The following is a 25,009-nucleotide window of genomic DNA, read 5'->3' as shown; positions in this document are numbered from 1 at the left end:
CTCGGCGGTGAGCGCCCGGCGGCGCAGGTCCGACCAGTCGCGGCGGAACCGCTCCCGGCCGCCGCCCCGCACCCGCGCCGCCACCGCGCCCGCCCCGTCGGCGACGGCGGTCACGGTCGAGTGGACCGGTGCGGGCAGCGCGCCCAGCGGGCCGGGCAGGGCGGAGAGTCGTCGGACGAGGGCGCGCCGCTGCCCGTCCGGCTGGAGGGTGAGCAGCAGGATCCAGCGGCGGGCGGCCTTGCGTTCGGCGGCGGTGAGGCGGCCGTCGCCGTTGTTCGAGTTGGCGTTGTTCGAGTTGGCGTTGTTGGCGTTGGCGTTGGCGTTGGCGTTGTTGCCGGTGCGGCCGCCGAGGGTGCGGGCCTCGCGCTCGACCCGGTTCAGCACGGCGGCGAGCTCGGTGAGCCCGAGCAGCCGGGCGCAGGCCCGCTCCGGGCAGGCCGGGTGACCGCACTGGAAGCGGGCGGCGAGCCCGAGCAGCCCGGCCGCGACCAGTTCGTCGACCACGGTCAACGCGTCCGGCCGCTCGGCCAGTTCCACCAGCCCCGCCGCGTCCACCCGGCGGTCCCGCACGTACGGGACCGCCTCGGGCGTGAACGCGGCGCCGAGGGCCAGCACCGCCCGGGAGGCCGCCGCCGACTTCTCGGCGGAGGTGCCGCGTTCGACGTCCTTGAGGTAGTGCAGGTCGAGGACGGTGTCCTTGACCTCGTCCCGGAGCCAGTCGCGCAGCCGCCGGGCGCCACCGCTCACCAGCCAGGCGGCCGCGTCCGCGGAACGCGTGAGCAACGCCCCGGCGAGCGCGGCCGGTTCGTGGAAGTCCTCGCCCCGGAAGGCGATCGGACGGTGCTTGGGTCCGGGCGGCGGGGTCGGTCCGGGCGGCGGCGGGACGACCCGGCTGCGCACCACCTCCGGACTCTCGCCCTTCAGCCAGGCCCGGACCTGCGGCGCCGTCCACCGGTCGGCCGGGTCCTTGGTGAAGAGGCCCTGGAGCAGCAGGCGATGGCGCTCGTCGGGGACGGCGGCGAGGTCCACCTCGTCGTCCATCACCAGCCGGAACTGCAGGGCCTCGTCGCTCACCAGGCCACCGTCCGCGCGCCGGTAGCGGCTCGCGCCCGTGAACACCTCGTAGAGGATGGTGCCGAGCGCCCACCACGGCCCGGCCGGGTGGTTGCTGCCGGCGAGTTGTTCCGGTGCCATGTAGGCGACGGTGACCTGCATGTCGGTGGAGAAGCGACGGCTGGCGGTGAGCTTGGCGACGCCGCCGAAGTCGGCCACCACGAACTCGGTGGCGGAGCCGCCGTTCCGGCCGCCCTGGCGGACCAGGATGTTGGCGGGCTTGAAGTCGACCGGGTTGCGCTGGATCCTCACCTGCCAGAACTCCAGCAGGTCGACGAGTTCGCGGATGATCCGCTGGGTCTCGCCGCTGCGGCCGAGGCGGCCCTCCTCGCGCAGCGCGGCGACGTGGTCTGCGAGGGTGACGGGGAGGTACTCCATCGCCAGCCAGTCGCAGAGCGCGCCCGCGTGCTCGACCCGGCCGTGGCCGAGGATCTCGGGGACGTGGCGGCGGAAGAGCGGGTCACCGGCGAGGTGGGCGAGGAGTTCGGTGTCCGCGCGCACGCCCGGGTTGCCGACCTTCACGGCCGCGTCGCCGCCGGTCGCCCCGCTGCTGCTCCTCCTGTTGCCGCCGCTGCCACGGCCTCCGTCGGCGCCGCGGCCGTCGGCGCGGTGGGTGTCGGCGCGGTGGGCGTGCCAGACGGTGCCCTCGCTGCCGGAGCCGACCCGGCCGACGGGGTGGTAACGGTCGGTGAGGGCGGCGGGGAAGTCGGCGGGACCGGCGGGTGGGACGGTGGTGGGTGGGACGGCGGCGGGCGGGGTGGCGGTGGGCGACGGTTCGGCCGGGGTCCTGGGCGGGACCGGGCCGCCCGGACGCTGGACGCGGGTGCGCGCGCCGGGAACGGCACCCGTGGCGGCGGGGCCGCCGGGGTCGGTCCTCGGACGTTGCACACGGGTGCGCGGACTCTCGGCGGCGGCGCCGGGATCGGTCCTCGGACGTTGCACGCGAGTACGCGGACTCTCCGTGGAGGCGCCGGGATCGGCCTTCGGGCGCTGCACGCGGGTACGCGGACTCTCGGCGGCGGCGCCGGGCGCGTCCGGAGTCGGTTCCTCCCCCTGCGCCTGCCCTTGCGCCTGGCCCTTCCCCCGGCCGGGCCGCTGGACACGGGTGGGCGGGCCGGGTTCCGGCGGTGTGTCGGCCATCGCGCCGTTCTCCTCCTCACGGCCCCGGCTCACCGGGGCGCGCCGAACTCGTCGATCTCGACCACCTGGACGTCCAGGTCCAGCGCGAACCGCAGCCGGTGCCCCGGTCCGATCCGGGTCGGCTCCTCGATCCGGCGGCCGTCGACGAAGGTGCCGTTGGTCGACCCCAGGTCCTCGACGTACAGCGCGCCGTCGATCCAGCGCAGCCGGGCGTGGTGCCGGGAGAGCTGGTCGAGGCCGGCCAGTCCGGGGACCGCCGCGCAGTCGGGCTCGTCGCGGCCGATCGCCAGTCCGCCGCCCCCGCGCCGGTGTTCGGCGCGGACGGGCAGCAGCACCCCGGCGACGACCAGGGCCAGCCGGAGCACCGGCGGTCGGGCGGGTCGCGGCCGGGGCCGGTGGTCCTGCTGCTGTTGCCGGTGCTGGCTCCGGTGCTCCGCCGGACGGGGCGGGCGCGCCGGGCGGGTCGCGGCCTCCGGGTCGGTGGCCGGCCGGGGCCCGGCGGACGGCGCGTCGACCGGGGTGCCGGCAGGCATCTCGGCCGCAGTCCCGGCCGGCGGGACGTCCTCGGCCGGGTCGTAGCGCTCCAACTGCTGGAACATGTGCACCTGGCAGTACCCCCGGGTGCCGGACGGTGGGCACTCCCCCGGCGCGCCCACCGGGCAGCGGTAGATCACGGTCGCCACGAGGTCTCCCGAAGGGTCACGCCGCGTCGGACCAGGTCCCGTTCGATCCGGCCCAGGTCCCCGGGGCGCGGCACCCCGATCACCCGGACCTCGCCCTCGCTCACCCGCACCTGGAGCTCGGGCCGCTCCGGCCGGTGGTCCAGGTAGGGCGCGTACCGCTCCCGGCCGAGCGCGGTGCGGGTGGTCAGCTGCTGGTTGGCCGAGCCGCGCCAGGCGAGCCGAGTGGGCTGCCCGGCCCGGTAGCGGCCGGTGATCACCGCGTCCGCGCCGTCCAGTGCGGCGGCGGTGGCCGGGTCGGCGGCCAGTTCCTCCGGTTCCCAGCCGGTGTACACCAGCAGGTCGGCCGGGCGCCCCGCGCGGCGGCGCTCGGCGTCGGCGGCGGCGAGCAGCGCGGCGAGGGCGGCCGGCTGCTCCAGCGGTTCGCCGCCGCTGACGGTGAGGCCGTCGAGGCCGTCGGCGAGTGCCGCACGCCACAGGGCGGCGAACCGCTCGACGGTCAACTCCCGCCCTCCGGTGGCCTCCCAGGTGTGCCGGGACATGCAGCCGGGGCAGGCCAGGGTGCAGCCCTGGAACCAGATGCCGAGCCGTCGGCCGGGCCCGAGCGAGGTCACCGGCCGGTAGACCTGGCCGACGAGCGCCGCGACGGCCGGGGTAGTCGGGGCGGCCGGGGCGGTCCGGCCGGCGGCCCCGGCGACGTCAGCGGCAGGACGTGCGGCGACCGCCGCCGTCGGGCCGCCGCCGTCCGGGCTCAGCCCTGCCACCGTTCGACCTCCAGCCGGTAGCCCTCGCCGTCCCCGTCACCCTCGATCGCTACGACGCCGAGCCGCTCGCCCCGGCCGGGCGGGCTCCGGAAGACCTCCTTGGCGAGCGGGTTGACCAGCGCCGACTCGACGGCGGTCAGCACCCCTCGGCCGCCGTGGTCCAGCCGCCGGACCGCCTCCACCCGCAGCACCTCCCAGGCGTCGTCGGCGAGGGTCAGCTCGGCGCCGTGGGTCTCCAGGACGCGGCCGGCGACGGAGGCGATGGCCTTGTCGAGGATCTGCGGCACCCACTTCTCCTGCATGAAGTCCATCGGGATGAAGTTGTCACCGAAGCGGTTGCGCAGTTCGGGCCGCTTGATGGTGTCGTTGAAGAAGGCGTCGAAGGCCTCCCGCAGGCTCTGGCGGACCATCGCCGGATCGTCGTGGCGGCTCAGCGGGCGCCGGTTGGTGCGGGGAGCGACCTCCGTGGCGCCGGTACTCCCGGCCCCGCCGGTGCCACCACCTGCGCCGGTGCCACCACCGGCGCCGGCAGTGCCGCCCGCGTCCCCGGAGCCCGCCCCGTCCTTCGGCGACTCGCCCACGATGGCGGCGGTGATGCCGAGGTTGGAGGTGAAGATCAGGACGCACTCGGTGAAGTAGACGGTGGCGCCCCGGCCGTCGGTGAGCCGGCCGTCCTCCAGGATCTGGAGGAAGAGGTCGAACAGCCGGGGGTTCGCCTTGTCGATCTCGTCGAAGAGCAGCACGCTCATCGGGTTGGCCCGGACGGCGTTGGTGAGTTCACCTCCGGCGTCGTGGCCGACGAAGCCGGGCGGGGCACCGATCAGCCGGTCCCGGGCGTGCTCCTCGGCGAACTCGCTCATGTCGAAGCGGATCGGCCGGGCGTCCTTGCCGAGGATCATCTCCGCGACGCCCTTGGCGAGTTCGGTCTTGCCGACACCGGTCGGGCCGGAGAGGAAGAGGGTGCCGCGCGGCCGGCTGGGCGAGCTGGACGCCTGGGCGCCGTTCAGCCCGGCCGCCGAGCGCATGAAGATCTCCAGGGTGCGGCGCACCGCGTACGGCTGGCCGATCACCTTGCCGTTGAGGAACTCCTCGCCCGTGGCGATGCGTTCGCGCAGTTCGGCGGTGGCCCACGGGTTGTCGAGCACGCCGATCCGGTAGAGGCGGGCGGCTTCGTCCAGCCGCTGTACCGGCAGGTTGCGGTCCAGGGCCATCCGGCCGATCGCCATCACCTCCGAACTGCCCATGCCGTGCGAGGAGTCGGCGAGCGCCTTGGCGGCCGTCGCGGTCTCGGCCTCGGTGAGGGCCGGTCCGCCGGTCGCCGCCTGGTAGCGCGCGAGCCCGCCGACCACGTGCCGGGCGGCGGCGAGCCGCTGGTCGTGCGGCGGCTGCGGGACGCTGATCACCCGCACCGCGCGGCTGCCGACCGCGAACTCCCGGGGCAGTTCCTCCTGCCGTTCCACCACCCAGAACACCGTGTTGTAGGGCGTGACGGCGCTCGCGCCCTGCACCGGCCGGGCGGTGTGGCCCAGTTCCTCGGCGGCCGCGAACAGCCGAGCGGCCTCCCCGGCGACGGGCGCCTGCGGCGAGCCGAGCCGGCCGGAGTAGGGGACGACCAGTCCGATCGGCGGGCCGGGGTGGTGCACGACGCCCACCATCGCGTCGCGCAGCCGGTCCAGCATCTCCGGCTCGTCCTCGTCGTCGGCGCCGTTCGCGCCCTGACCGTCCCGGCCGCGCCGCCACTTCTCGTCCCGCTCGGCGAACTCCCGCAGTACCAGCGGTACTTGGGCTTCGGTGGCGCTCAGCCGCAGCAGTGTGATCCGCTCGTGCACCTGGTCGAGGAAGGCGAGCGCTCCGTAACCCCGGGCGGCACAGAGCGACTCGATCACCCCGCCGAGGCTGTACGGCGCGAGGGTGGTGCTGCGGCCGGCCGCGTGGTCGTCGGGCAGCAGGTACTGGTCGCGCACGTTCCCGGTCAGCAGCACCTGCGGGTGGACGGTCAGTGCCATGTCCAGCTCGCGGATCCAACTGGGCGTCCCGGGGCGGGCATTGTCGCCGTTGCGGGCGCCTCCGGCGGCGTCGGGGCCGGGCGGCGGCGCGTCCTTGCGCAGGCCGGCCGGCCCGTCCCCCTGCTGATCAGCGCTCACGGCCACGCTCCTGCGGCTTGCGCACGGCGGCGGCCCCGGTGGCGCCGGAGCGCTTCGACCGGCTGCCGCGGCGGCGCGGGGTCGCGGCGGACGGCGGCTGCGGCCACGAACCACCGGGAACGGTGCCCGCGGCCATCGCGCCCGGCGCCATCGCGGACGTCCGTTCCAGTCGCACGCCCTGCTGCCGGACGCCCTCCTCGATCGCGGGCAACTGCTCCTCGCAGAACCACTGCTGGACGCTCTCGTCCTGCTCCTCGTCCTGCCAGGCGTCGCCGGTCCCGGAGTCCTCCCGGCGGACCACCGCCGTGGAAAGGGTCGCCCGGTCCGGGGCCAGCACCAGGCGCAGCCCGTACCCGGCGGCCGGCGGCTCGCCGCCGTCCCCGAAACCCTCGACCTGCCCACCGGCGGCCGCGGCGGCCCGGTCCGGATCCGGGTCGCCGAACGGCACCACCACCTCGCCCTCGGCGGCGAGCAGGTCCTCGAAGTCCTCGCCGACCAGGTAGTCCCGCTCGCGCAGCACCTCGGCGAGCGCCGCCGCCACCGGCACCCGGTGGCGACGGGCGTCGGCCCGCGCGACGGCCGCCTCCACGGCGGGCCGCAGGAAGGCCGGGTCCTCGGCGGCGGCGAGTTCGGCGAGCAGCCGGTCCCGCTCGTCCGGCTCCGCCTCCCGCACCGACTCGGACAGGGCGGCGCGCAGTTCGGCCCGCTCCTCGTCGCGGGCACGGCGTCCCACCGAGTGCTGGACCAGGGCGGCGAGGTCGGTGAGCGTGGCCCGCACATCGGGAACGGTGGCGGCCGCCCGGAGGGCGCGGACCAGGCCCGCCACCCGTTCCAGGTCGGCCGGGTCGCAGCGGGGCACGTCGCGGTCCAGGACCGCCTGGGCCTCGACGAGCGCGCCGGCCCGGACCCGCTCGACGCGGTCGGCCGACTCGGCCCGGGCCCGCTCTGCGGCGGCCTCGGCCTCCGCCTCTGCGGCCGCCTTCGCCTCTCCGGCGCTGCGACGCGCCTCGGCGCGGGTCGGGCGAACGCGCTCCGGTTCGGCCACCGCCTCCGGCAGCACGGCCGACCACACGTCCTGCACCGCCTCGGCCAGCTCCTGGGCGGCCCGCGCGTTCGCCGCCCGGGCCCGCTCCACCGCCCGGGTCAGCTCCGCCTCGTCCGCCCCGGCGCCGACGGTCACCGTCTCCACCGTGACCCGGGCCGTCCGGTACGCGCGCCGCAACTGGCCGGCCTCCCCGCGCAGCCCCTGGGCCTGCTCGTTCAGCTCACCCAGCCGGGCCCGCAGCTCCGCCCGCCGTGCCTCGGCCCGGCGCAGGTTCTCGGCCCGCTGCGCCTCGGCGGCGAGGCGGGCACGCAACTGCCGGCGGCGCTCGGCCTCCTGGTCGACATAGGACCACCCGTATCCCGCGGAACTGCTCACCGGCCGCCTTCCGAGCGCGATTCATGACCTGCGGCGCGCACCGCCCGGGAGTTGGCACCGGTCCGGTTCTCACCCCTCGCGCGCCGCCGGGGCCGGTGCGGGTCGTGCACGAGACATCATCGACCGCGCGCGAACCGGCACCACCCCCGAAGTGCTGCTGAGGGCCCATCATGCCGCAGATCAGGCGGTCGCGTTCCGCCTTTGCCAATCCGGGATCATCGCCCGCGGCGCGTGCTGGCACGCTACATTGGCGCGTGACCGACGGACACGGACACCAGGGCGGAGGGCGAGGATGACGACCGACTTTCTCGATGTCCTGCGCGAGCACTGGGACGAGGTCCAGGAGTACCTGGACGAGTCCGCCAGGGACGCCATCGCGACCCTGCTCGACGCACCGTCCGCCGCGCCGGAGCGGACTGCCCGCAGGATCGTCCGGCTGGTCCTGGCGGCCCTTCCGGACGAACACCCGGTGCGCGCGGCCCTGGCGGACTCGGTCCGCTACTCACAGGCCGTCCAGTTCGAATCGGCAAACCGTGACGCCGTGCTGCAGGTACTCGCCCTGGTCCGCGGACGGTCGACGGACGGCGGCGGGCCCGAGGCGTCTCCCGAACCCGAGCCGGACGCCCTCCCCGTCCCGCCCGAGGACGCCGACGACTGGCTGCTCGCCGCCGACTCCGTCAGCGCCGCCGACTACCGGTCCGGCGGGCACGACCCCGCCGATCCCGATCTGATCCGGCTGACCGACCGCCAGGGCATCGTCCGCCTGCCGTCGTTCCAGTTCGACGGTGCCTCCGGCCGGCCGTTACCCGTGGTGGTCGCCGTCAACCGCCTGCTCGACGCCGACGACGACCCGTGGGGCGTGGCCGACTGGTGGCTCGGCGCCAACGCCTGGCTGGACGCCGTCCCCGCCCGTCTGCTGGGCACCCCCGGCGAGCACGGCCTGCTCGCCGCCGCCCGCGCCGAGATCGCGGAGTGGTGACCTCATGCCCGACGTGAAGGTCCCCGCCCCGACCGCGCGCGCCACCCCGCACCTCGAGGTGCTGCCCGCCGGCACCGTGCTCCACCGCGTGCACTCGGCCGCCTACCCGGCCACCTCGTTCAACCCGAACCCGTCCGACAGCCACTACGAGGGCGGCCGGTTCTGCTCCTACCAGGGCGACGGCAGCCATCTGCCGTACCTGTACGCCGGGTTCTCGGAGCGCACGGCCGTGATGGAGACGCTGGTCCGGGGCATCCCCTTCGACGAGCGCGGCTGGCGCCGGATCCGGCGCGCCTCGGTGCGGGGCCGGGTGCTGTCGCGGATCGAGACCACCTGCGACATCCCGCTCGTCGGCCTGATGACGCTCGACCAGCTCGCGGCCGTCCGCCAGGACGAGTGGCTGATCCACTCCACCCCGGACGCCTACCCGCGCACCCGCCGCTGGGCCGCCTGGATCCGCAGCCAGGCCCCGGAGGCGCTCGGCCTGCGCTGGCCGTCCAAGCGCGACCTGGGCAGCAGCGCCTGCATCCTCTACGAGCACGACGCCGCCACCCCGCTGGTCAAGCCGGCCGACGCCGCCCCCGTCCCGCTGGACACCGCCGAGGGCGCCGCCCTGCTCAACCTCCTGCTCGCCCCGGCCCGCACCCGCGTCGACCCGCCGCGGCGGCAGGGCTCGTAAGGCGGAGCCTCCGGACCGTCGTCCTCGCTCCGGCGGGGGTGTTCACGCGGTTTCGGGCACGCCCTGCCCACCCGTCGGAACGGCTCTCCCCGTCCGCCCGGCGGCCGCGTACTGTGCACGGGCCAGGTGATCGTTCCGACAGGGGGAGACAGAATGACCACGCACGTCACAACACCGGGCACCACGGTCGGATCGGTGCGTTCCGCCGACGGCACCACCGTCGGCTACCGCAGCACCGGCTCCGGGCCGGGGCTCCTGCTGGTGCCCGGGGCGTTCGCGCTGGCGGCCGACTTCGACGGGCTGGCGGCGGAGTTGGCGGACCGCTTCACGGTGCACACCGTCGAGCGGCGGGGGCGCGGTACGAGCGGCCCGCAGGGTGACACGTACAGCGCGGCCGCCGAGTGCGCGGACATCGAGGCCGTCCGCGCGGCCACCGGGGCGCGGTTCGTGTTCGGCCACAGCTTCGGCGGCTTCCTGACCCTGGAGGCCGCGCTGGCCGGCTCCGCCTTCGAGCGGTTCGCCGTCTACGAGCCCGGTGTGTCCGTCGACGGCTCCATCCCCTTCGACTGGGCCGAGCGGTGCCGCCGCGAACTCGACGCCGGGAAGCCCGCCGAGGCGTTCCTGACCTTCGTCCGCGGCGTCAACCCCGGGACCAGCGGCAAGGCGCCGCGCTGGCTGCTGCGGCTGATCCTCCCGCTCGCCCTCAAGAAGCCCGAGCGGCTGCAGAAGCACGCCCTGCTGGCCGCCGCGATCCGCGAACACGCCGAGATCGCCGCCCGGGACAACACTTTCCGCGAGTACGGGCGGCTCGACCGGCCCGTACTGCTGATGGCGGGCAAGGAGGCCCGAAGCACCGGGGCGGGACGTGCGGCGGCCGCCGTGCACGAGGTCCTGCCCGGCTCCCGGCTGCTGCTCCTCCCCCGACTGGACCACTTCGGGCCCGAGACGAATCCCGCCGCCGTGGCCCCGGCTCTGGCGGACTTCTTCCTGGAGTCGTCCGCCCGGTAGTGGTCGGGCCGGGCAGTGGTCACGCATGCCCGGCAACCGCACGGCCGTTCAGGTGAGTTGGCCGCATGCGTGGGATCGGCCTCGGACGGGCGACGGCCCTGCGCCGCGTGGCGCAGGGCCGTCGCCCCCTGATCAGTAGTGGCCCTGGTTCGCCCGGTCCGGCACCGGGTGGGTGGCGGCGGCGTCCTGGGCGAGTTCGTGGGCGACGGGCGCCGGGGCCTCCCGCTCGGCAGCGTGCGACGGCGTCGCGAGACCGAACGCGGCACCTGCCACGACAACGCTCACGGCGGCCATTTTGGCGAACCCTCCGGTTACGTCCGGCATGTGCAGCCTCCCCGTTCACTTCCCGCCTCGGTGGCGGGAGTTGACTCCGCCAGAGAACCACCGGCCGGAGCGGAGCGGCCAGCTCTTCGCCGCACAGGCGAATCGACCGTGCGCGCGGGTCGCGCCGTCAGGCCGCCGGTAGGGTGCCGAGCGCCTGGATTCCGGTGCGGCCGGCCCGGAAGACGGCGGGGCCGACGGCGGCCAGGGCGATGCGGGTGTACTCGGTGTCGGCGGTGAGGCGGTCCGGTTCGTCGCGCCAGTGGAGCCGGCCGGTGGCGAGGTCGTGGGCGAAGAGGCGGTCGTCGTTCGTCCCGACGTAGACCGTGCCGCCCGCCGCTGCCGCCGAACTCATGCCCCGGCCGAGGCCCATGGGGACGGTGGCGGTCCAGCGGGTGTCGCCCGTGCCCGCGTCCAGGGCGGTCAGGGCGGTGCCGCTCAGCAGGCACACCGTCCCGTCGGCCACCGCGAGTTCGCCCAGGCTGTGGCGCTGCGCCCGCCGCCACAGCGGTCGGCCCGAGGCCGCGTCCAGGGCGTGCACGGTCGAACCTCCGGTCGCGGGGTCGTTGCACACCGCGTGGAGGGTGCCCCGGTGCACGGTCGGCGCGAAGTCGACCGGGCCGACGGCCTCCTGCGCCCAGCGCCGCTCACCGCTCTGCACGTCGAAGGCGAACAGTCCACCCGTCCGGCCGGGCACGTACACGGTGTCGCCAGCCACGAGCGGCACCGGCGAGACGTTCGCCGCGGTGCTCCAGCGGACCTCGCCGGTGGCCAGGTCGTGGCAGCGCAGCGCGTTCCCGTACCCCGTCAGGACGCGGTCGCCGGCCACCACGATGCCCTGTTCCGCCGACAGGTCCCGCCAGTCGGGGACGGCGACCTCCCAACGCACCTGCCCCGACGCCGCGTCGAGGGCCCGGACGCCGGTCGCGGAGTTCACGCAGACCGTGCCGTTCCCGGCGGCGAGCGGCCAACCGCCCGGAGGGTCGTAGGCGTCGGCCGCGGGCACCGCCCGGGTCCAGCGGACGGTGCCGGTGCGTGTGTCGTGGGCCCGGACGGTGCCGTCGTACCCCGACACGTACAGGCTCTGGCGCGGACCGGCGGGCAGGACCATCCGCCCGCCGGTGGCGGCCGTGCTCCAGAGCCGGGGTCCGCGTACGGGCACCCGGTCCGCCCACCACCGGACGCCGGCCGGGACCGCGAGCGCGCCGAGGCCGCCCACGGTACTGAGCAGCAGGCGGCGGCGGTGGATCGCGGGCCGGGGAGCGCCGGCGGGGGCTGCGGGCTCGGTCGGGTGCATGTCGGGGGTCACGTCGGAGATCACCCCGGAGAGGACTTCGTGCACCGACCGGATGGTTCCGGCGCGGGCGAAGGACGGCCCTTTCGGGCAAACCGCCCGGAAGGCCGAGGCCCGCCGGGCGCCCGGCGCCGGGTACCGGGGTGTCAGTCGGTGTCCGTCTCCGCCGGCTCGTCGGCGCGCTGGTCCTCGGTGGTGCCGAGGCGCCAGTAGCCCATGAAGCAGACGGCGCGCCGGTGGTAGCGGCGCTCGCCGACCAGGTGGCGGCGGAGTTCGCGGACGGCCGCCGCCTCGCCCGCGATCCACGCGTACGGCGTGCCGGAGGGCAGTTCGGCGGCGCGGACGGCGGCGGGGAGGGTGGGGGTGCCCGGCGTGCCGCGGTGCAGCCAGGTGATGGTGGTGCCGGGCCGGTCGGCGGGGAGGTAGGCGTGCTCCGTCGGTCCCTCGACCTCGGCGAACACCCGGACCGGCAGGTCGGCGGGCAGTTCGTCGAGGATCGCGGCCACGGCGGGCAGGGTGGACTCGTCCCCCGCCAGCAGCACCCAGTCGGCCCCGTCGGGCAGGTGGAACTCGACGCCGCCGGCCTCCTCGACCGCCGGCCCGCAGACGACCACCCGGTCACCGGGCGCCGCCGTCTCGGCCCAGCGGGAGCCGGGGCCGTGGTCGCCGTTGACGGCGATGTCGATGTCGACCTCGTCGGGGTCGTGGCGCTGGGCGCGGACGGTGTAGGTGCGCAGCACCGGGCGGACGGCCGGATCCATCGTGCGCCAGTGCTGGTACCAGGCGAAGTCGTCCTCGCCCTCCGGCATCAGGGGTTCGCTCTGTCCGGGGAGCGGCAGCAGGAGTTTCACCCGCTGGTCGAGGCCGCCGTTGACGAACCCGGCGAGGCTGGGGCCGCTCAGGGTGATGCGGGCCATGTGCCGGGTGATCCTGGCGGTCCGGACCACCTCGAGCGGGAAGAGCAGGAACCGCGCGGGGGCGGTGGTGCTGGTCAGGGCCGTCTCCTCTCACCTCAATTTAGGTAAGGCTAACCTACCCCAGAGGTCGTTCGCCCCCGTCCGTCCGCGCGGGTTCGCTGGAGTGACGCGGCGCCGTCGAGGAGCGCGGGGGCGCCGTCGGCGCGCAGGAGCGCGCCGTCGGCGCGGCCGGGCGGCCGCGACCCCCCGCGACGAAGAGGTAGTCCTCGCCGCCGACCAGCGCGGCCACGATGCGGTCGGCGCCGTTCCAGGTCATCTCCGCCACTCCCCCTCGCCGCTCCCTGCCCTCACCACCTCAAGCGTATCTTTGATGTGCCCGTTGAAACTTTGCTGCTCTCGGCCCGAGGAATCGGCTGTAAAGTTTCAAAGTGCCATCAGAACCGATGAAGAGACTGCGACCCGTCGACCTGGGACGCGAGCACGGCCTCTCCGCGCAGGCCGTCCGCAACTACGAGCAGGACGGCTTCCTGCCGCCCGCCGAGCGGACGCCGACCGGGTACCGGATCTACACCGACTTGCACGCGGCGGCGCTGCGCACCTTCCTCGCCCTCGTCCGCGCCTACGGGCACGCGACCGCCGGGGCCGTCATGAACGCCGTCCACGCGGACCGGACCGACGACGCCCTGACCGCGCTCGACCACGGCCACGCCCAACTGCTCCGCGACCGGGAGACCCTCGCCTCGGTGCGCGGGGCCGTGGAGCACCTGGCCGGGGCCGACGCCGCGGCCGAGGACTCCGCGCCCGAGGAGGGCACCGGGAGTGACACCGGGGGCGATACCGGCCCCTTCCCGCTCAGCATCGGCGAGGTCGCCCACCGCCTCCGGCTCACCCCGGCCACCCTGCGCACCTGGGAGGCCGCCGGCATCCTGCTCCCCGCCCGCGACCGCGCGACCGGCCACCGCCTCTTCCACCCGGGCGACGTCCGCGACGCCGAACTCGCCCACCTGCTGCGCCGCGGCGGCTACCGCCTCCCGCACATCGCGGCCGTCGTCGGCCAGATCCGCACCGCGGGCGGCACCAGCGCCCTCGCCGCCGCACTGGCCGACTGGCAGGAACGGCTCACCGCCCGCGGCCTGGCCATGCTGAGCGCGGCCGCCCACCTGAACACGTACCTGACGGCGGCAGCCCACGACGGCCGGGGGTGAACGGCTCGCCCCCCCGAGCCCCGACTACCGGGCGCCCCGGCCGGGGCGCCCGCGCGTCACGAAGCCGTCGGCTGGGGGCTCATCGCCCGCTCGTACAGCTTCTCCCGCGCCCGTGCGAGCAGTTCGGCGGCCTTCTTCCGCGACGCCTCCTCCGCCTTGTCGAGCGCGCCCGGGTAGTCCGCGGACATCCCCGAGCCGGCGCCGTAGTCGACCTCGACCGCCAGGCGCAGATTCCCGTCGCAGAACGCCGAGGTGAAGCTCAGCCGGTCGACCGGCCCGGGAATGGTGTCGGTGAGCGGGTGCCGGACCGACACCTGGTACCCCTCCTGGCCGAGCCCACCGCCGTCGGTCCTCTCGAACTTCCGCGTCTCCGTCGGCTTGGGCCCGCCGATCGGCGACCTGGCGTTCTCCGCCGAGACCTCCAGCCAATGGCAGCCGCGGGCCGCCTCGAAGACCGTCGCGTCGATGCTCACCCGCCAGTCCTCCGTGGCCGGACCGCCGTCGTAGCTGCAACTGAGCGTCTTGGACGGGTCGCTCGCGATCCCCGCGCTCGTCACCGGTATGGAGCTCCTCAACTCCCCCGGCAGGCCGGGATCGCCCACCACCGCGCAGAGGTCACCGACCGTGCGGTACCAGCCGACCTGCTTCGCCTTGCTGTCACTGCTGCTGTCACCGCCGCCGCACCCGGTGAGGAGAACCAGGCCCGCGGCCACAAGGGCAGTCGCGCCGGTACGGAAGGTTCGGTTTCGATTCGTCACGGCGTCAGGTTAGCCCCGTCCTCCGTCAGCACCCCGGGGCGACAGCTCCGACACCGGTACGGGCCCATGGGACAGCGTGAGTTGACGAATAATGAGGACAGGACCCGCCGGACGGCGACAGTGCGGTCAGCCTCGGGGCGGGCGACGGTGCGCGGGGGCGGGTCGGTCGTTAGGGTCGGCCGTATGGCGAAGCGAAGACTCGGACCGGGGCCCGCTCCGGTTCGGCCATTGCCCGAACTGCCCGAGAACCGCGCTCTGCTCGCGCACTTCCGGGAACGGGCGACGCCTGCGAGCGGGCCGAAGGACCATGCCCTGGGGGCCTGGCAGTTGCGCACGCACCCGGACAACTGCGAGTGGCTGGCCTCGTTGGTGCCGGGGCATCCGCTGGAGGGGGCCTACGGGGTGCCGGTGCTCGCCTTCGAGGGGGTGGCGGCGGCCGTCGCGGTCGGTGTGCACGGGCTGCTGGTGCGGCTGCCCGCGCTGCCGGAGGACATCGAACCCGGCCCCCCGGTACCGCCGTTGACCGACGGCGAGTGGCGGTCCGTGCCGCCCGCGGTACCCGGCCTCGACGGCGCCGACGGTGAGGCGCGGACCGCGGACCTGGTCCGTGCGGCGCTGCTGCACGCCCGCGACCTGAGCCGGAACCGGCCCCGGCACTCCGGACGGCAGGGCTGACCACCCGCAGGTCCGCTCAGACGCGGTCGAGCGGGCGGTGCGGGCCCGGGGGCAGCTCGGCCTTGATGGGGTCGCCGGGGTGGATCGTGCCGCCGGTGCGGACCACGCCCATGATCCCGGCCCGGCGGACGATGTTGCCCTCCTCGTCGCGGCCGACGACCTGCTTGAGCAGGCCGTCCTGGAACGCGTCGATCTGGAGGCACGGGTTGCGCAGGCCGGTGACCTCGACGACGGCCTCGGGGCCGATCCGCAGCAGGGTGCCGACCGGCAGGCCGAGCAGGTCGATGCCGCGGGTGGTGACGTTCTCGCCCAGTTCGCCGGGCGCGACCGGGAAGCCCTGCTCGGCCACCTCGGCCAACAACTCCTCGTGGATGAGGTGGACTTGCCGCAGGTTCGGCTGCGTCGGGTCCTGCGCGACGCGGGAGCGGTGCTGGACGGTCACCCCCGAGTGCACGTCGCCCGCCACGCCGAGGCCGGCGATCAGGGTGATGCTCGCCCGGTTCGGTTTGGTGAAGGTGTACTCGCCGCTGCTGCTGACCGCCGTGACAGTTCCGCTCATCCGTGTGCATCCTCCTGTGCGGGGGCAAGATCCCCGTCCAGCGTAGACCCGCGAGTCGACTACCCGGAGGGGCAGGGGTGATGACCGGTTTCACGGACCGACCGCAGGACGGCGTCGCGCGTTCGGTCGAGGCGCGGCTGCGGGCCGCGCTCGACCTGGGCGACCTCGACGAACTGCGCGCCCTGTACGAGCGATTGGGACGCCCCCGGGTGGAGGTGCCCAGGCTGGCGGAGGAGGTCAGGGCAGCGATCGTGCACGCGTACGTGCCGGTCTGCGGCGAGCGCAGCGATCCGCGCTGGCGGGTGGAGGCGCTGTTCACCGAGCCGCCCCCGCCCGTCGACTCCGCCGAGCGGCTCGGCCGGGCGTGGGCGGTGCTGGCCGAGCTCGGGGTGAACCCGTGGGCGCCGATGCCGTGCGGGCTCTACCACGACGGGGGCGGGGGCAACTACGACGTCATCGTCCACGACAACGACCGCGACGACCCCGACCACCCGGGCGAGTTGTACGTGTCGCAGCTCGGGCTGTTCGTGAACGGCGACGACTGGGACGACCGCTACCGGGTGGCCTTCACCGAGGCCGGCTTCCACTGGATCGACTTGCGAAGCGGCGGGGCACTGGTTCCCGGCCTCCTGGCCCGCTACTTCGGCGAGTGGACGGAGCTCGACGTCGACACGCTGCTGTTCCTGTGGCAGGACTGAACAGGGCTGCGGTTCAACGGGACTCTCCGGCGGACCCGTCGGCGGGCTCGTCGGCGGGCTCGTCGGCGGGCTCGTCGAAGGGCCAGGCGATCTCCAGGCGGTTGTCCGGGTGGTCCGGCGTCCCGGTCCAGCGCCGGTGGACCAGCCGGACCGGCCCCGCGAAGGCGAAGCCGTGCCCCGTGATCCAGTCGGCGACGGCGTCGTACCCGCCGAGGATCCGCGGGAAGGCGGCGGCCTCGCCCTCGACCTCCAGGCAGGCGAGGGTGTTCGCGGGCAGGTCGCGCACGGTCATGCCCTCGGGCAGGTCCGCGGGCTGCGCGCCGTCCGGCCGGAACGGCAGGCAGGCCTCGACGAGCGTCGCGCTCTCGTCGTCGCACACCCCGTGGAAGCGGACGAACGCGGGCCCGGCGAAGGTGAGCGGGCCACGGCCGGCGGCCTGGTACATCTCCTGGTAGGCGGTGCGGAGGAAGGCGTCGAGCCCCGAGTTGTCCACGGTCGCCCCGCGGACGAGGATCCGTTCGGCGGCGCCCTGGCGGACGGTGACACGGTGGGTCATCCCTGCTCCTTCGGTGAGTCGGTCCAACAGGCCGTGGACGACGGAGCGCTGCACCTGCAACCGCCGTTCGGCGGCCAGCAGCCGCGCCCGCAGCGCGGCGGCGAGCTCCTCCTCGCCGCCGCCGAGCAGCCGGCCCACCTCCTCGACGGGGATGTCCAGTTGCCGCAGCGCCCTGATGGACTGCGCCGTACGCACCTGGTCGCGTCGGAAGTACCGGTAGCCGCTCACCGGGTCGACGAACGCCGGCAGCAGCACGCCACTGGCGTCGTAGTGCCGGAGCGCGGTCACCGAAAGGCCGCTGGCCTGCGAGAACTGCCCGATCGGCAGCAGGTTTCTCCTGTCCACGGCCCCGACTGTGCCGTCTCGTGCCACCCGAGAGTCAAGCCCCTCCGACGACGACGGCGAGGGCGACGGCGACAACCGCGACGGCAGCGACGGCAGCGAAGGCGATCCGGCGTTCAGGACGGCGGCCCGGCGTTCAGGGGGTGCCGTCGGCGTGGTCGCCGAGGGTGAGCAGGACGCGGCGGAGCAGGCCCGTGAGCTGGTCGCGTTCGGCGGCGGTGAGCCCGGCGAGCTGGCGCTCCTCCCCGGCGAGGTGGTGCTCGACGAGACGGTTGGTCAGCTCCCGGCCGGCGTCGGTGAGGGAGATCAGCACCCGGCGGCGGTGGGCGGGGTCGACGGCCCGGTCCACCAGGCCCTTCTCCACGAGGTGGTCGATGCGGTTGGTGAGCGCCGCGGAGCTGACCATCGCGGCGGCGCTGAGTTCGCCGGCGGTGAGGACGTTCGGCGGGCCCGAGCGGAGCAGGGTGGCCAGGACGTCGAACTCCCAGGGCTCGACGCCGTGCGCGGCGAGGTTCTCCTTGATCCCGCGTTCCAGCAGCCGGGAGGCGCGGGAGAGGCGGCCGATCACGGCCATGGGCGAGGCGTCGAGGTCGGGGCGGACCGCCTGCCACTGCGCGGTGATGCGGTCGACGCCGTCGTGCTGCGGCTGCTGTTCCGTCGTGTCCGTCATGCGCCGGAGTCTAACATTTCGACATGGAAGTGTTTGACATCGCGGATCATGTCTCCCTATAGTTTCGACATCGAAATGTTCGACATGTTCGACAGGGCGTGTCCGACGAGGCGCGTCCAGTACAGGGGGATGGTCATGAAGGTCCTGCTCACGGGTGCCACCGGCTACATCGGCTCCGCCGTCACCGAGCACCTCACCGCCGCCGGCCACCAGGTCGTGGCGCTCACCCGCAGCGCGGAGCCGCAGCCCGCTCGCGGCTGGCACGGCCAGTTGGTCGGCGACACCGCCGACCCGGCCTCGCTGGCCGGCGCGGTGACGCCCGACATCGAGGCCGTGATCCACCTCGCCCCGCCGAGCGGCGACGCCGAGGTCGACACCGCCGTCGTCGAGGCACTCGCCGCCCCGCTGCGCGGCACCGGCCGCCCCTTCGTCTACACCAGCGGCGTCTGGGTGCTCGGCGCCACCGGGGCGGCCCAGGAGGTCGGCGAGGAGGCCCCGACGAACCCGATCGACATCGTCGGCTACCGCCCGCGGATCGAGCGGCGGGTGCTGGACGAGGCCGCCGAGGGCGTGCGCGCGGTCGTCGTCCGACCCGGCATCGTGTACGGCCGGGGCGGCGGCATCCCGGCGATCCTGGTCGACCGGGCCCGCACCCAGGGTGCGCCCGAGTACTACGGCGAGGAGGGCGTGCGCTGGCCGACCGTGCACGTCGGCGACCTCGCCGAACTGTTCCTGGCGGCGGTCGAGCGGGCCGAGGCCGGCAGCGTCTGGCACGGTGTGGGCGAGTCGGCCGTCCCGGTGCGGGAGATCGCCCGGGCCGCCGGCCGGGTGGCCGGTGTCAGCGGCGACCCGAAGGCCGTGCCGGCCGCGCAGGCCGCCGAGGTCTTCGGCCCGCTGTTCGCGGACGCGCTCGCCCTCGACCAGAGCGTCAGCGGAGCCGCCGCCCGCACCGCGCTCGGCTGGAAGCCGGACCGGCCGGGCGCGGTGGCAGAGCTGGAGTCGGGCTCGTACTGACGGCTCCTACTGACGGCGCCGCGGGGACGCGCCGTCACGGCCCGCCGGTCACCCGACCGGCGGGCCGGTCAGGACGTGGTGGGCCGGTCAGGGCGTGACGGGCCGGTCAGGACGTGACGGGCCGGGCCAGCCGGAAGCGGACATTGGGGCGCAGCGGCCCCTCGGGGGCGTCGAGGTCGTCGAAGTCACCGGCCGGGTCGCGGGTCATGCCCAGGCGGGTCATCACCGCCTGGGAGCGGAGGTTGGTCGCGGTGGTGACGGCCAGGATCTCGGGGAGCTCCAGGGTGTCGAAGCCGAACGCGAGCACGGCGCGGGCGGCCTCGGTGGCGTAGCCGTGGCCCCAGGCGGAACGGGCGAGCCGCCAGCCGATCTCCACGCCGGTGAACGGCGCCTCGTAGTCGATGTCGTCCAGTCCGGCGAAGCCGATGAACTCGCCGGTCCCCCGGACCTCGACGGCCCACCAGCCGTAGCCGCGCCGGTCGAGTCGGCCTCGAACCGCGCCACGGACTCGTCGCTGCGCTCCCTGCTGAGAGGCTCGCCCAGGTGCTGCCGGACCTCCGGGTCGGCGTTCATCGCCGCCCAGGGTTCGAGGTCGGACTCCCGCCAGCGGCGGAGCAGGAGACGGTCGGTGTGCAGATCGGTCATGGCGCCCACCCAATGTGATCTTCCGCCGGAGGGCAACCCGGTTTCCTCGGCCCGCAGCGCCCGGTCAGCGCCCCGGCCCGCCCAGCGCGTACACAGCGGTGCCGACGGCGGCCGCCACCAGCGCGGCCCAGGTGGCGACCGGAGTACCGGGCGGCAGCATCGGCCAGGTCAGCACCTGGGCGAGGGTGCCGGGCCCGGGCGGCAGGACGAAGGCGAGCGCGAGCGCCGCGAACGGCGGCAGCCACGCGCAGGACCGCCCGCACCAGGCCGCGCCGAGCGCGGCCAGCCCGGTCAGCCCGGCGCTGTCCCGGACGACGAGGGCGAGGTCGGTCGACAGGCCGACGCCCGCCCGCGCCGTCAGCAGCACGGCGGCCGCGAGCAAAGCGCCGCCGAGCAGGTGCGCCGCCCGCCGGGGCGGCCAGCGGACCGCGGCCGTGCGGTCCAGCGCGAGGTCGGGCCCGGCCAGACCGACGGCGAGCGCCGTCGCCCCGGCCGCCAGGACCAGCACCGACAGTCGCGGGTCGTCCGCCCCGCCCACGGCCCGGCCGAGCACGGACACCGCCACGGCCCCGGCCAGCACGGCGGCCAGCGCGGCCGGCACCTGCCGCGAGCGCGCGTACAGCGTCAGCCACCTCATCGGGTCGGCACCCCCGTCAGCGTGGCGAGCACATCGTCCGCGCAACCGACCGCGGCCTCGTGCAGCGCGGCCATCCGGCGCCGCTGCTCCGCCTCCGGCAGGGCGCGGAACCGCTCCCAGACCGGCCCGGCCAGGTCGTTCTGGTCGCTCGTCCGGTGCATCGTCCCGTCGAGCGGGCGGAGGTCGCCGAACACCCAGGCCGCGGCGACGCTCTGGGCGGCGGCGTCGTCCAGGGTGCCGCTCTCCACCTCGCTGCGCGGGCGGCAGTTCGGGGCGATGCCCTGCGCGACCAGGGCCCTGGTCAGCCGGTCGCCGGTGGCGGCGGCGAACACCGGATCGTCGAAGTCGACCAGCACCGCGTCCGCCGAGCGTTCCGGCCGCTCGCCGAGCGCGTGCGACTCCACGGTCTCACGGACGGTGCCGGGTGCCCGGTCGCCGAGGGCGGCGTGCAGCAGGCGCAGGGCCTCCCGGCCGGGACCGGCCAACTCGTCCAGCCGGGACTGCCGCAGCGCCGTCACACAGACCGGTCCGTCGCACACCGGCGCGGCCGCCGCCCGGTCGACCACATAGGTGTCCCTCGGGCCGGCCGGGAGCACCGCCAGGGCGAGCGCGCCGCCCGCCAGCAGCGGGGCGAGGGCGAGCAGCCGGGCGCGCGGGGTGGCGGCGGCGAGCAGCGCCAGGCCGGTCGCGGCCGCACCGAGCAGCCACAGGACCTGCCCGAGGTGGACCGGGACGGCGACGGTGAGCAGCGTGTCGCGGACGGGCGCCGTGACCGGTGACAGCAGGGAGAGCCGGTTGGACACGGCGGAGGTCGGGATCGCGGCGTCCGTGGTCGGCCGCAGCAGGCTGGTGAGCAGGAAGGCGCCGACGGCCAGCGCGGGCGGGGTGAGCACGGAGGGCAGGACCCGGGCGACGCCCAGGCCCAGCACCGCCCCGGCGGCCAGCGCGAGCGCCCCGACCAGCGAGATCGGCAGCCAGCCCGCCGGGGTGAACCGGGTGTCGCCGGTGAGTACCCGCACCCCGCCGACGAGGAGCAGCAGCCCGTAGCCGGTGACGAGCGCGAGGACGATCGGGCCGGCCTGGGCGAGCGCCCGCTGCCGGGCGGGCCGCGGGGTGCAGGCCAGCAGTTCGGCGGTCCGCGAGCGGTGGTCGCGCAGCCCCTGGAGCGCGCCGAGCCCGAGGGCGAGCGGCCACAGGAAGACCAGTAGGTGACGGGTCCACAGGGCCATCGAGGTCCACTGCGCCGTCCACCGGGTGGTGCCCGCCGACCACGGCCCGGGGGCGAGGGTCAGGAACGCGAGGGCGGCCGCCAGGACCACCGCGCCGGCCCACGGGGCGACGGAGCGGCGCAGTTCGGTGCGCAGGAGGCGGAGGGCGGAGGGCGCAGTCGAGGACGGGAGGGGAACGCTCACCAGGCACCCCGCGTCCGTCGCGCCGGGTCGACCAGCAGCGCCGAGTAGCCGCGCTCCAGCGGGCTGTCGCCCTCGTGCTCGGGACCGCCCGCCGCGGCCAGCGCGTCCGGAGTGCCCTGGAAGACCAGCCGGCCCTCGGCGAACAGCAGCACATCGGTGCAGGCCGCCGCGACATCCTCGACCAGGTGGGTGGAGACCACCACGCAGGCCTCCGTGCCCAGTTCCTGGAGCAGTTCGCGCAGCCGCAGCCGCTGCGCCGGGTCCAGGCCGACGGTCGGTTCGTCCAGCAGCAGGACCGCCGGGTCGTTGACGATGGCCTGGGCGATGCCGGCCCGCCGCACCATGCCGCCCGACAGGGCCTTCATCCGGTCGTCGGCGCGGTCGGCGAGGCCGACCCGCTCCACGGCGCGCTGGGTCGCGGCCGGGATCTCCGCCGCCGGGACCTCCTTCAGCCAGGCCATGTACTCGACGAACTCCCGGACGGTGAACCGCTTGTAGTAGCCGAACTCCTGCGGCAGATAGCCGATCCGGCGGCGCAGCGCGCGGTACTCGCCCGGGCCGCGGACGGTCTCGCCGAGCAGTTCCAGCTCGCCGCCGGCGGGGCGCAGCACGGTGGCCAGGGCCCGGATGAGGGTGGTCTTGCCCGCCCCGTTGGGGCCGAGCAGTCCGTGGACGCCGGTGCCGAGGGACAGGTCGAGCCCGTCCACGGCGAGCCGTTTGCGGCCGGCCCTGACCTGGAGTCCGGTCGCCCGGATCTCCCGGGCGTAGGTGGTGGGGGCCAGTTCGGCCCTGGTGACGGCACGCACGGTGCGCGTCCTCCTGTCTGTGAATGGGGGGAAGGTCAGCGGTTCTGGCCCGGCGCCGTCCAGGCGCCGCGGCGGGCGACCACGACCGCCACGCCGAGCGCGAGGACCGCGCCCCACAGCGGCAGGCCGTCCGCCCGCAGGACGGCGGCGGTCCGGCCGGCGGCCACGGTCGGGGCCACGACGACCGCGAGCCAGCCGGCCGCCACGGCGACGGCCGCCCTGGTCACCCCGACCAGCGCGCCGAGCGCGAGGGTGGTCGAGGTGAACGCCAGGCAGGGCAGCAGCCACTGCGCCGCCGTCACACCCGTCGCCCACCCGCCGATCAGCAGCGCGGGGAGCACCACGGCGAGCACGGCGGCGGTGCGCCGCAGCAACAGCGGCAGTCCGGCGCGGGGGGTGGCGGCGGTCAGTTCGTACGCCGGGTCCAGGCCGCGCGACCAGGCGGCCGCGACGCCGCCGACCGGCAGCACGGGGGCGAGCACCAGCAGCAGGGAGATCCGGTCCGGGTCCAGCCCGGCGTTCGCCCGGTCCAGCAGCAGCGCGAGCGCGGTGACGACCAGCACCATGGCCAGCCACGGCGTCATCGCGGGCGTCGTCCAGGTGGACAGCCGGGCCGCGAGGCGGCGCGGGGGCGCCGGGGCGGCCACGGCCAGCTGCGGTTCCAGCTCCGACCAGACGGCGGCGGTGAGCGCCGCGACGGCGGGCGCCCCGGTGCCGACGGCGGCCGACAGGTGCTCCCGGCAGGCCGGGCAGGCCTCCAGGTGGGCTTCCACGGCCCACAGTTCGTCGGCGGCGAGGGCGACGGTGGGAGCGGCGGCGCCGGGCACGCCGTCGTCGACATAGGCGGCGAGCAGCCGGGCCGAGGGGTGTTCGACGGTCATGCCAGTGCCTCCCGCATCGCGATCCTGGCCCGGCGGGCGCGGGTCTTGACCGTGCCCTCGGGCAGTCCGAGGACGACGGCCGTCTCCCGGACGGACAGCCCGTCGAGCACCATGGCCCGCAGGACGTCCCTGAGCTCGGGCGCGAGGCGGCCCAGCGCGTCCCCGACGTCGCCGCCGACGGTGGCGAGCAGCGCCTCCTCCTCGGCGGCGGGCGCCACCGGGTGCGGGGCGGCGGCCGGCGGCGGCTCCGCGTGGTGGGCCCGGCGCCGGAACGCGTCGACCAGGCGGCGGGCGGCGATCGTCCACAGCCAGCCGACGGCCGACCCGCCGACCCCGCTCCCGGCGAAGGACCCCGCCGCCCGCCACACCGCCAGATAGGTCTCCTGCATCACCTCGGCGACCATCTGCTCGTCGGCGCAACGGCGGCGCAGCCGCACCGCCAGCCACGGCGAGGTGCGGCGGTACAGCTCCTCGAAGGCGACCCGGTCCCCCCGGGCCACCCGTCGGAGCAGCTGCTCCTCGTCCAGTTCCTGCGGCGGTGCTGCCGCCCGTACACGTCTCACACCTGGTAGACGGGCGGCCGGGCCTGCGGGTTTTCTCCCGGGAGTGATCCCGGTCACACCGGGGCCATTGGGAAGCGGCGGCCGACCACCCCCGGAGCCGATCGACTCCGGGCCGTGCTATTTTTTGTGAGCAATCGTTCAACTACGGAGGTCGGGGATGGGGCGCAAGCAGCTCTGGGACCAGGACGAGGTACTGGCCTCGGCCATGCGGCTCTTCCGCCACCGGGGGTACCTCGGCGCCTCGCTGCGGGACATCGAGGAGGCCACCGGACTGCACCCGGGGAGCCTGTACCGGACCTTCGGGAGCAAGGACGGCCTGTTCCACGCCGCACTGGACGCCTACAACGAGCGGGTGGTGCGGGGCCGGGTCCGGGTCCACCTGCTGGAACCGGCGGACCCCCTGGCCGGCATCCGCTCGTTCTTCACCACGGCGATCGAGACCGGCCCCGAACCCGACCCGGGCTGCCTGCTCACCAACACCGCCGTCGAGTCCTTCGCCCTCCCCCAGGCCGCCACCGGGGTGCACCACGGCCTGGCGGCGATCGAGGGCGGCTTCGCCGACGCGCTGACCCGCGCCCGGCAGCACGGCGACGCGCCGGCGGACCTCGACGTCGGAACCACGGCCGCCCATCTGCTCGCGCTCTACCAGGGCCTGCTGGTGCTCGTCCGGGCCGGCCTGCCCCGCACCACACTGCACAGCGTCACCGACGGCGCGATGGCGTCGATCGGATCCTTGAGGGCCCCACGAAAGCAGGACGACCATGAGTGACACCCAGCGGCTCTGGAACGACTACGCCGCCTGCTGGTCGGCCGACCCCGCCGACCGGATCGCCGCCCTCGGCGCGGTCGCGGTGGACGAGGTCGCCTACCGCGACCCCGGGGCCGAGGTCGGCAACCTGACCGAACTCGCCGCCTACATGGCCGGCTTCGCCGGAGCCTTCCCCGGCCACCGGTTCCGCATCGACGAGGTGCTGGAGCACCACGACCGCTCCCTCGCCCGCTGGACCCAGCTCGACGGACAGGGCGGGACCGCGTCGGCCGGCATCAGCACCGCCCACCACCACGAGGACGGGCGCCTCGCCGACATCACCGGCTTCTTCCTCCCGGCCTAGCCGACGCACGAGGGTGT

The 25,009-nt window shown here is 75.4% G+C and carries 26 protein-coding genes and 2 pseudogenes; 9 read left to right on the top strand and 19 right to left on the bottom strand.

Features of this window, described 5'->3' with window-relative positions; genetic code table 11:
- From BI06_RS12835 to BI06_RS50660, 5 genes and pseudogenes are all read right to left on the bottom strand, one after another.
- Positions 1–2,001 (bottom strand): annotated as a pseudogene (locus tag BI06_RS12835) (hypothetical protein); the annotation flags it as partial.
- 281 nt (positions 2,002–2,282) lie between these two features.
- Positions 2,283–2,936, bottom strand: coding sequence for an FHA domain-containing protein (locus BI06_RS52365; RefSeq protein WP_051740935.1), 654 nt, complete (start codon positions 2,934–2,936; stop codon positions 2,283–2,285).
- Positions 2,924–3,697 carry a 4Fe-4S cluster-binding domain-containing protein gene (locus tag BI06_RS12825; protein ID WP_233290133.1) on the bottom strand — a complete coding sequence of 258 codons (774 nt, stop codon included), beginning with the start codon at positions 3,695–3,697 and terminating at the stop codon, positions 2,924–2,926. Before BI06_RS12825 ends, BI06_RS52365 begins: the two co-directional genes overlap by 13 nt.
- A complete protein-coding gene (locus tag BI06_RS12820; protein WP_233290132.1) occupies positions 3,685–5,841 on the bottom strand; it encodes an AAA family ATPase in 2,157 nt (718 codons plus the stop codon). Before BI06_RS12820 ends, BI06_RS12825 begins: the two co-directional genes overlap by 13 nt.
- A complete protein-coding gene (locus tag BI06_RS50660) occupies positions 5,831–7,261 on the bottom strand; it encodes a hypothetical protein (protein ID WP_043468112.1) in 1,431 nt (476 codons plus the stop codon). Before BI06_RS50660 ends, BI06_RS12820 begins: the two co-directional genes overlap by 11 nt.
- 292 nt (positions 7,262–7,553) lie before the next feature.
- On the opposite strand from BI06_RS50660, the gene BI06_RS12810 reads away from it, so the two are divergent.
- The 3 genes from BI06_RS12810 to BI06_RS12800 all read left to right on the top strand — a co-directional run bounded on the left by BI06_RS12810 (position 7,554) and on the right by BI06_RS12800 (position 9,927).
- Positions 7,554–8,240: a hypothetical protein gene (locus BI06_RS12810; RefSeq protein WP_051740932.1), complete on the top strand. Its 687-nt coding sequence runs from the start codon at positions 7,554–7,556 to the stop codon at positions 8,238–8,240.
- Positions 8,241–8,244: 4 nt separating this feature from the next.
- The gene (locus tag BI06_RS12805; RefSeq protein ID WP_043468109.1) at positions 8,245–8,919 is read left to right on the top strand and encodes an RES family NAD+ phosphorylase; all 675 of its coding nucleotides are present in this window, start codon (positions 8,245–8,247) and stop codon (positions 8,917–8,919) included.
- Positions 8,920–9,072: 153 nt separating this feature from the next.
- Positions 9,073–9,927, top strand: coding sequence for an alpha/beta fold hydrolase (locus BI06_RS12800; protein ID WP_043468106.1), 855 nt, complete (start codon positions 9,073–9,075; stop codon positions 9,925–9,927).
- Between the two features lie 132 nt (positions 9,928–10,059).
- Here BI06_RS12800 and BI06_RS50655 read toward each other — a convergent pair whose 3' ends face one another.
- From BI06_RS50655 to BI06_RS12785, 4 genes are all read right to left on the bottom strand, one after another.
- Positions 10,060–10,212 carry a hypothetical protein gene (locus tag BI06_RS50655; RefSeq protein WP_157855334.1) on the bottom strand — a complete coding sequence of 51 codons (153 nt, stop codon included), beginning with the start codon at positions 10,210–10,212 and terminating at the stop codon, positions 10,060–10,062.
- A gap of 166 nt (positions 10,213–10,378) precedes the next feature.
- Positions 10,379–11,590, bottom strand: a complete 1,212-nt coding sequence (locus BI06_RS12795) for a PQQ-binding-like beta-propeller repeat protein (RefSeq protein ID WP_043468103.1) — start codon at positions 11,588–11,590, stop codon at positions 10,379–10,381.
- A 98-nt stretch (positions 11,591–11,688) separates the two neighbouring features.
- Positions 11,689–12,489, bottom strand: coding sequence for a siderophore-interacting protein (locus tag BI06_RS12790; RefSeq protein WP_369826112.1), 801 nt, complete (start codon positions 12,487–12,489; stop codon positions 11,689–11,691).
- Positions 12,490–12,574: 85 nt separating this feature from the next.
- Complete coding sequence (locus BI06_RS12785) at positions 12,575–12,775, bottom strand: hypothetical protein (protein ID WP_149030364.1); 201 nt, start codon at positions 12,773–12,775, stop codon at positions 12,575–12,577.
- 127 nt (positions 12,776–12,902) lie between these two features.
- Between BI06_RS12785 and BI06_RS12780 the strand changes: the two genes are divergently transcribed.
- Complete coding sequence (locus BI06_RS12780; RefSeq protein WP_043468096.1) at positions 12,903–13,664, top strand: TioE family transcriptional regulator; 762 nt, start codon at positions 12,903–12,905, stop codon at positions 13,662–13,664.
- A 56-nt stretch (positions 13,665–13,720) separates the two neighbouring features.
- Here BI06_RS12780 and BI06_RS12775 read toward each other — a convergent pair whose 3' ends face one another.
- Entirely contained in the window at positions 13,721–14,422 is a 702-nt protein-coding gene (locus BI06_RS12775) for a hypothetical protein (protein ID WP_149030363.1), read from the bottom strand.
- Between the two features lie 228 nt (positions 14,423–14,650).
- On the opposite strand from BI06_RS12775, the gene BI06_RS12770 reads away from it, so the two are divergent.
- On the top strand, positions 14,651–15,097 hold the full coding sequence (locus tag BI06_RS12770) for a hypothetical protein (protein WP_043468094.1): 447 nt from the start codon (positions 14,651–14,653) through the stop codon (positions 15,095–15,097).
- 16 nt (positions 15,098–15,113) lie between these two features.
- Here the strand turns inward: BI06_RS12770 and BI06_RS12765 are convergent, their stop codons facing one another.
- The gene (locus tag BI06_RS12765) at positions 15,114–15,656 is read right to left on the bottom strand and encodes an MOSC domain-containing protein (protein WP_043468091.1); all 543 of its coding nucleotides are present in this window, start codon (positions 15,654–15,656) and stop codon (positions 15,114–15,116) included.
- Positions 15,657–15,736: 80 nt separating this feature from the next.
- Between BI06_RS12765 and BI06_RS12760 the strand changes: the two genes are divergently transcribed.
- Positions 15,737–16,354, top strand: a complete 618-nt coding sequence (locus BI06_RS12760; RefSeq protein WP_051740931.1) for a hypothetical protein — start codon at positions 15,737–15,739, stop codon at positions 16,352–16,354.
- A 13-nt stretch (positions 16,355–16,367) separates the two neighbouring features.
- Here the strand turns inward: BI06_RS12760 and BI06_RS12755 are convergent, their stop codons facing one another.
- Positions 16,368–17,255, bottom strand: coding sequence for a MerR family transcriptional regulator (locus BI06_RS12755; RefSeq protein ID WP_051740928.1), 888 nt, complete (start codon positions 17,253–17,255; stop codon positions 16,368–16,370).
- A gap of 133 nt (positions 17,256–17,388) precedes the next feature.
- Positions 17,389–17,922, bottom strand: a complete 534-nt coding sequence (locus tag BI06_RS12750) for a MarR family winged helix-turn-helix transcriptional regulator (RefSeq protein ID WP_043468088.1) — start codon at positions 17,920–17,922, stop codon at positions 17,389–17,391.
- A gap of 135 nt (positions 17,923–18,057) precedes the next feature.
- Here BI06_RS12750 and BI06_RS12745 point away from each other — a divergent pair, with 135 nt between their 5' ends.
- Positions 18,058–18,936 (top strand): NAD-dependent epimerase/dehydratase family protein, encoded by an 879-nt coding sequence (locus tag BI06_RS12745; protein ID WP_043469388.1) that lies wholly within the window; start codon positions 18,058–18,060, stop codon positions 18,934–18,936.
- Between the two features lie 106 nt (positions 18,937–19,042).
- On the opposite strand, the pseudogene BI06_RS12740 reads toward BI06_RS12745, so the two are convergent.
- From BI06_RS12740 to BI06_RS12715, 6 genes and pseudogenes are all read right to left on the bottom strand, one after another.
- Positions 19,043–19,509 (bottom strand): annotated as a pseudogene (locus tag BI06_RS12740) (GNAT family N-acetyltransferase).
- Positions 19,510–19,645: 136 nt separating this feature from the next.
- Positions 19,646–20,218: a hypothetical protein gene (locus tag BI06_RS12735; RefSeq protein ID WP_043468086.1), complete on the bottom strand. Its 573-nt coding sequence runs from the start codon at positions 20,216–20,218 to the stop codon at positions 19,646–19,648.
- Positions 20,215–21,630 (bottom strand): hypothetical protein, encoded by a 1,416-nt coding sequence (locus BI06_RS12730; protein WP_051740926.1) that lies wholly within the window; start codon positions 21,628–21,630, stop codon positions 20,215–20,217. Before BI06_RS12730 ends, BI06_RS12735 begins: the two co-directional genes overlap by 4 nt.
- Complete coding sequence (locus BI06_RS12725) at positions 21,627–22,436, bottom strand: ATP-binding cassette domain-containing protein (protein ID WP_030395568.1); 810 nt, start codon at positions 22,434–22,436, stop codon at positions 21,627–21,629. Before BI06_RS12725 ends, BI06_RS12730 begins: the two co-directional genes overlap by 4 nt.
- Before the next feature lie 35 nt (positions 22,437–22,471).
- Entirely contained in the window at positions 22,472–23,317 is an 846-nt protein-coding gene (locus BI06_RS12720; RefSeq protein WP_043468083.1) for a zf-HC2 domain-containing protein, read from the bottom strand.
- Positions 23,314–23,817 (bottom strand): RNA polymerase sigma factor, encoded by a 504-nt coding sequence (locus BI06_RS12715; RefSeq protein ID WP_051740925.1) that lies wholly within the window; start codon positions 23,815–23,817, stop codon positions 23,314–23,316. Before BI06_RS12715 ends, BI06_RS12720 begins: the two co-directional genes overlap by 4 nt.
- Before the next feature lie 220 nt (positions 23,818–24,037).
- Between BI06_RS12715 and BI06_RS12710 the strand changes: the two genes are divergently transcribed.
- Positions 24,038–24,649 (top strand): TetR/AcrR family transcriptional regulator, encoded by a 612-nt coding sequence (locus BI06_RS12710; protein WP_043468079.1) that lies wholly within the window; start codon positions 24,038–24,040, stop codon positions 24,647–24,649.
- Positions 24,642–24,992 carry a nuclear transport factor 2 family protein gene (locus tag BI06_RS12705; protein WP_043468077.1) on the top strand — a complete coding sequence of 117 codons (351 nt, stop codon included), beginning with the start codon at positions 24,642–24,644 and terminating at the stop codon, positions 24,990–24,992. Before BI06_RS12710 ends, BI06_RS12705 begins: the two co-directional genes overlap by 8 nt.
- The last annotated feature ends 17 nt before the right edge of the window (positions 24,993–25,009 follow it).

The organism is Kitasatospora sp. MBT66, assembly GCF_000710405.2.
Lineage (GTDB): Bacteria > Actinomycetota > Actinomycetes > Streptomycetales > Streptomycetaceae > Kitasatospora > Kitasatospora purpeofusca.
The sequence above is the reverse complement of the archived record's forward strand: the minus strand, read 5'-3'. Positions and strand labels throughout refer to the sequence as shown.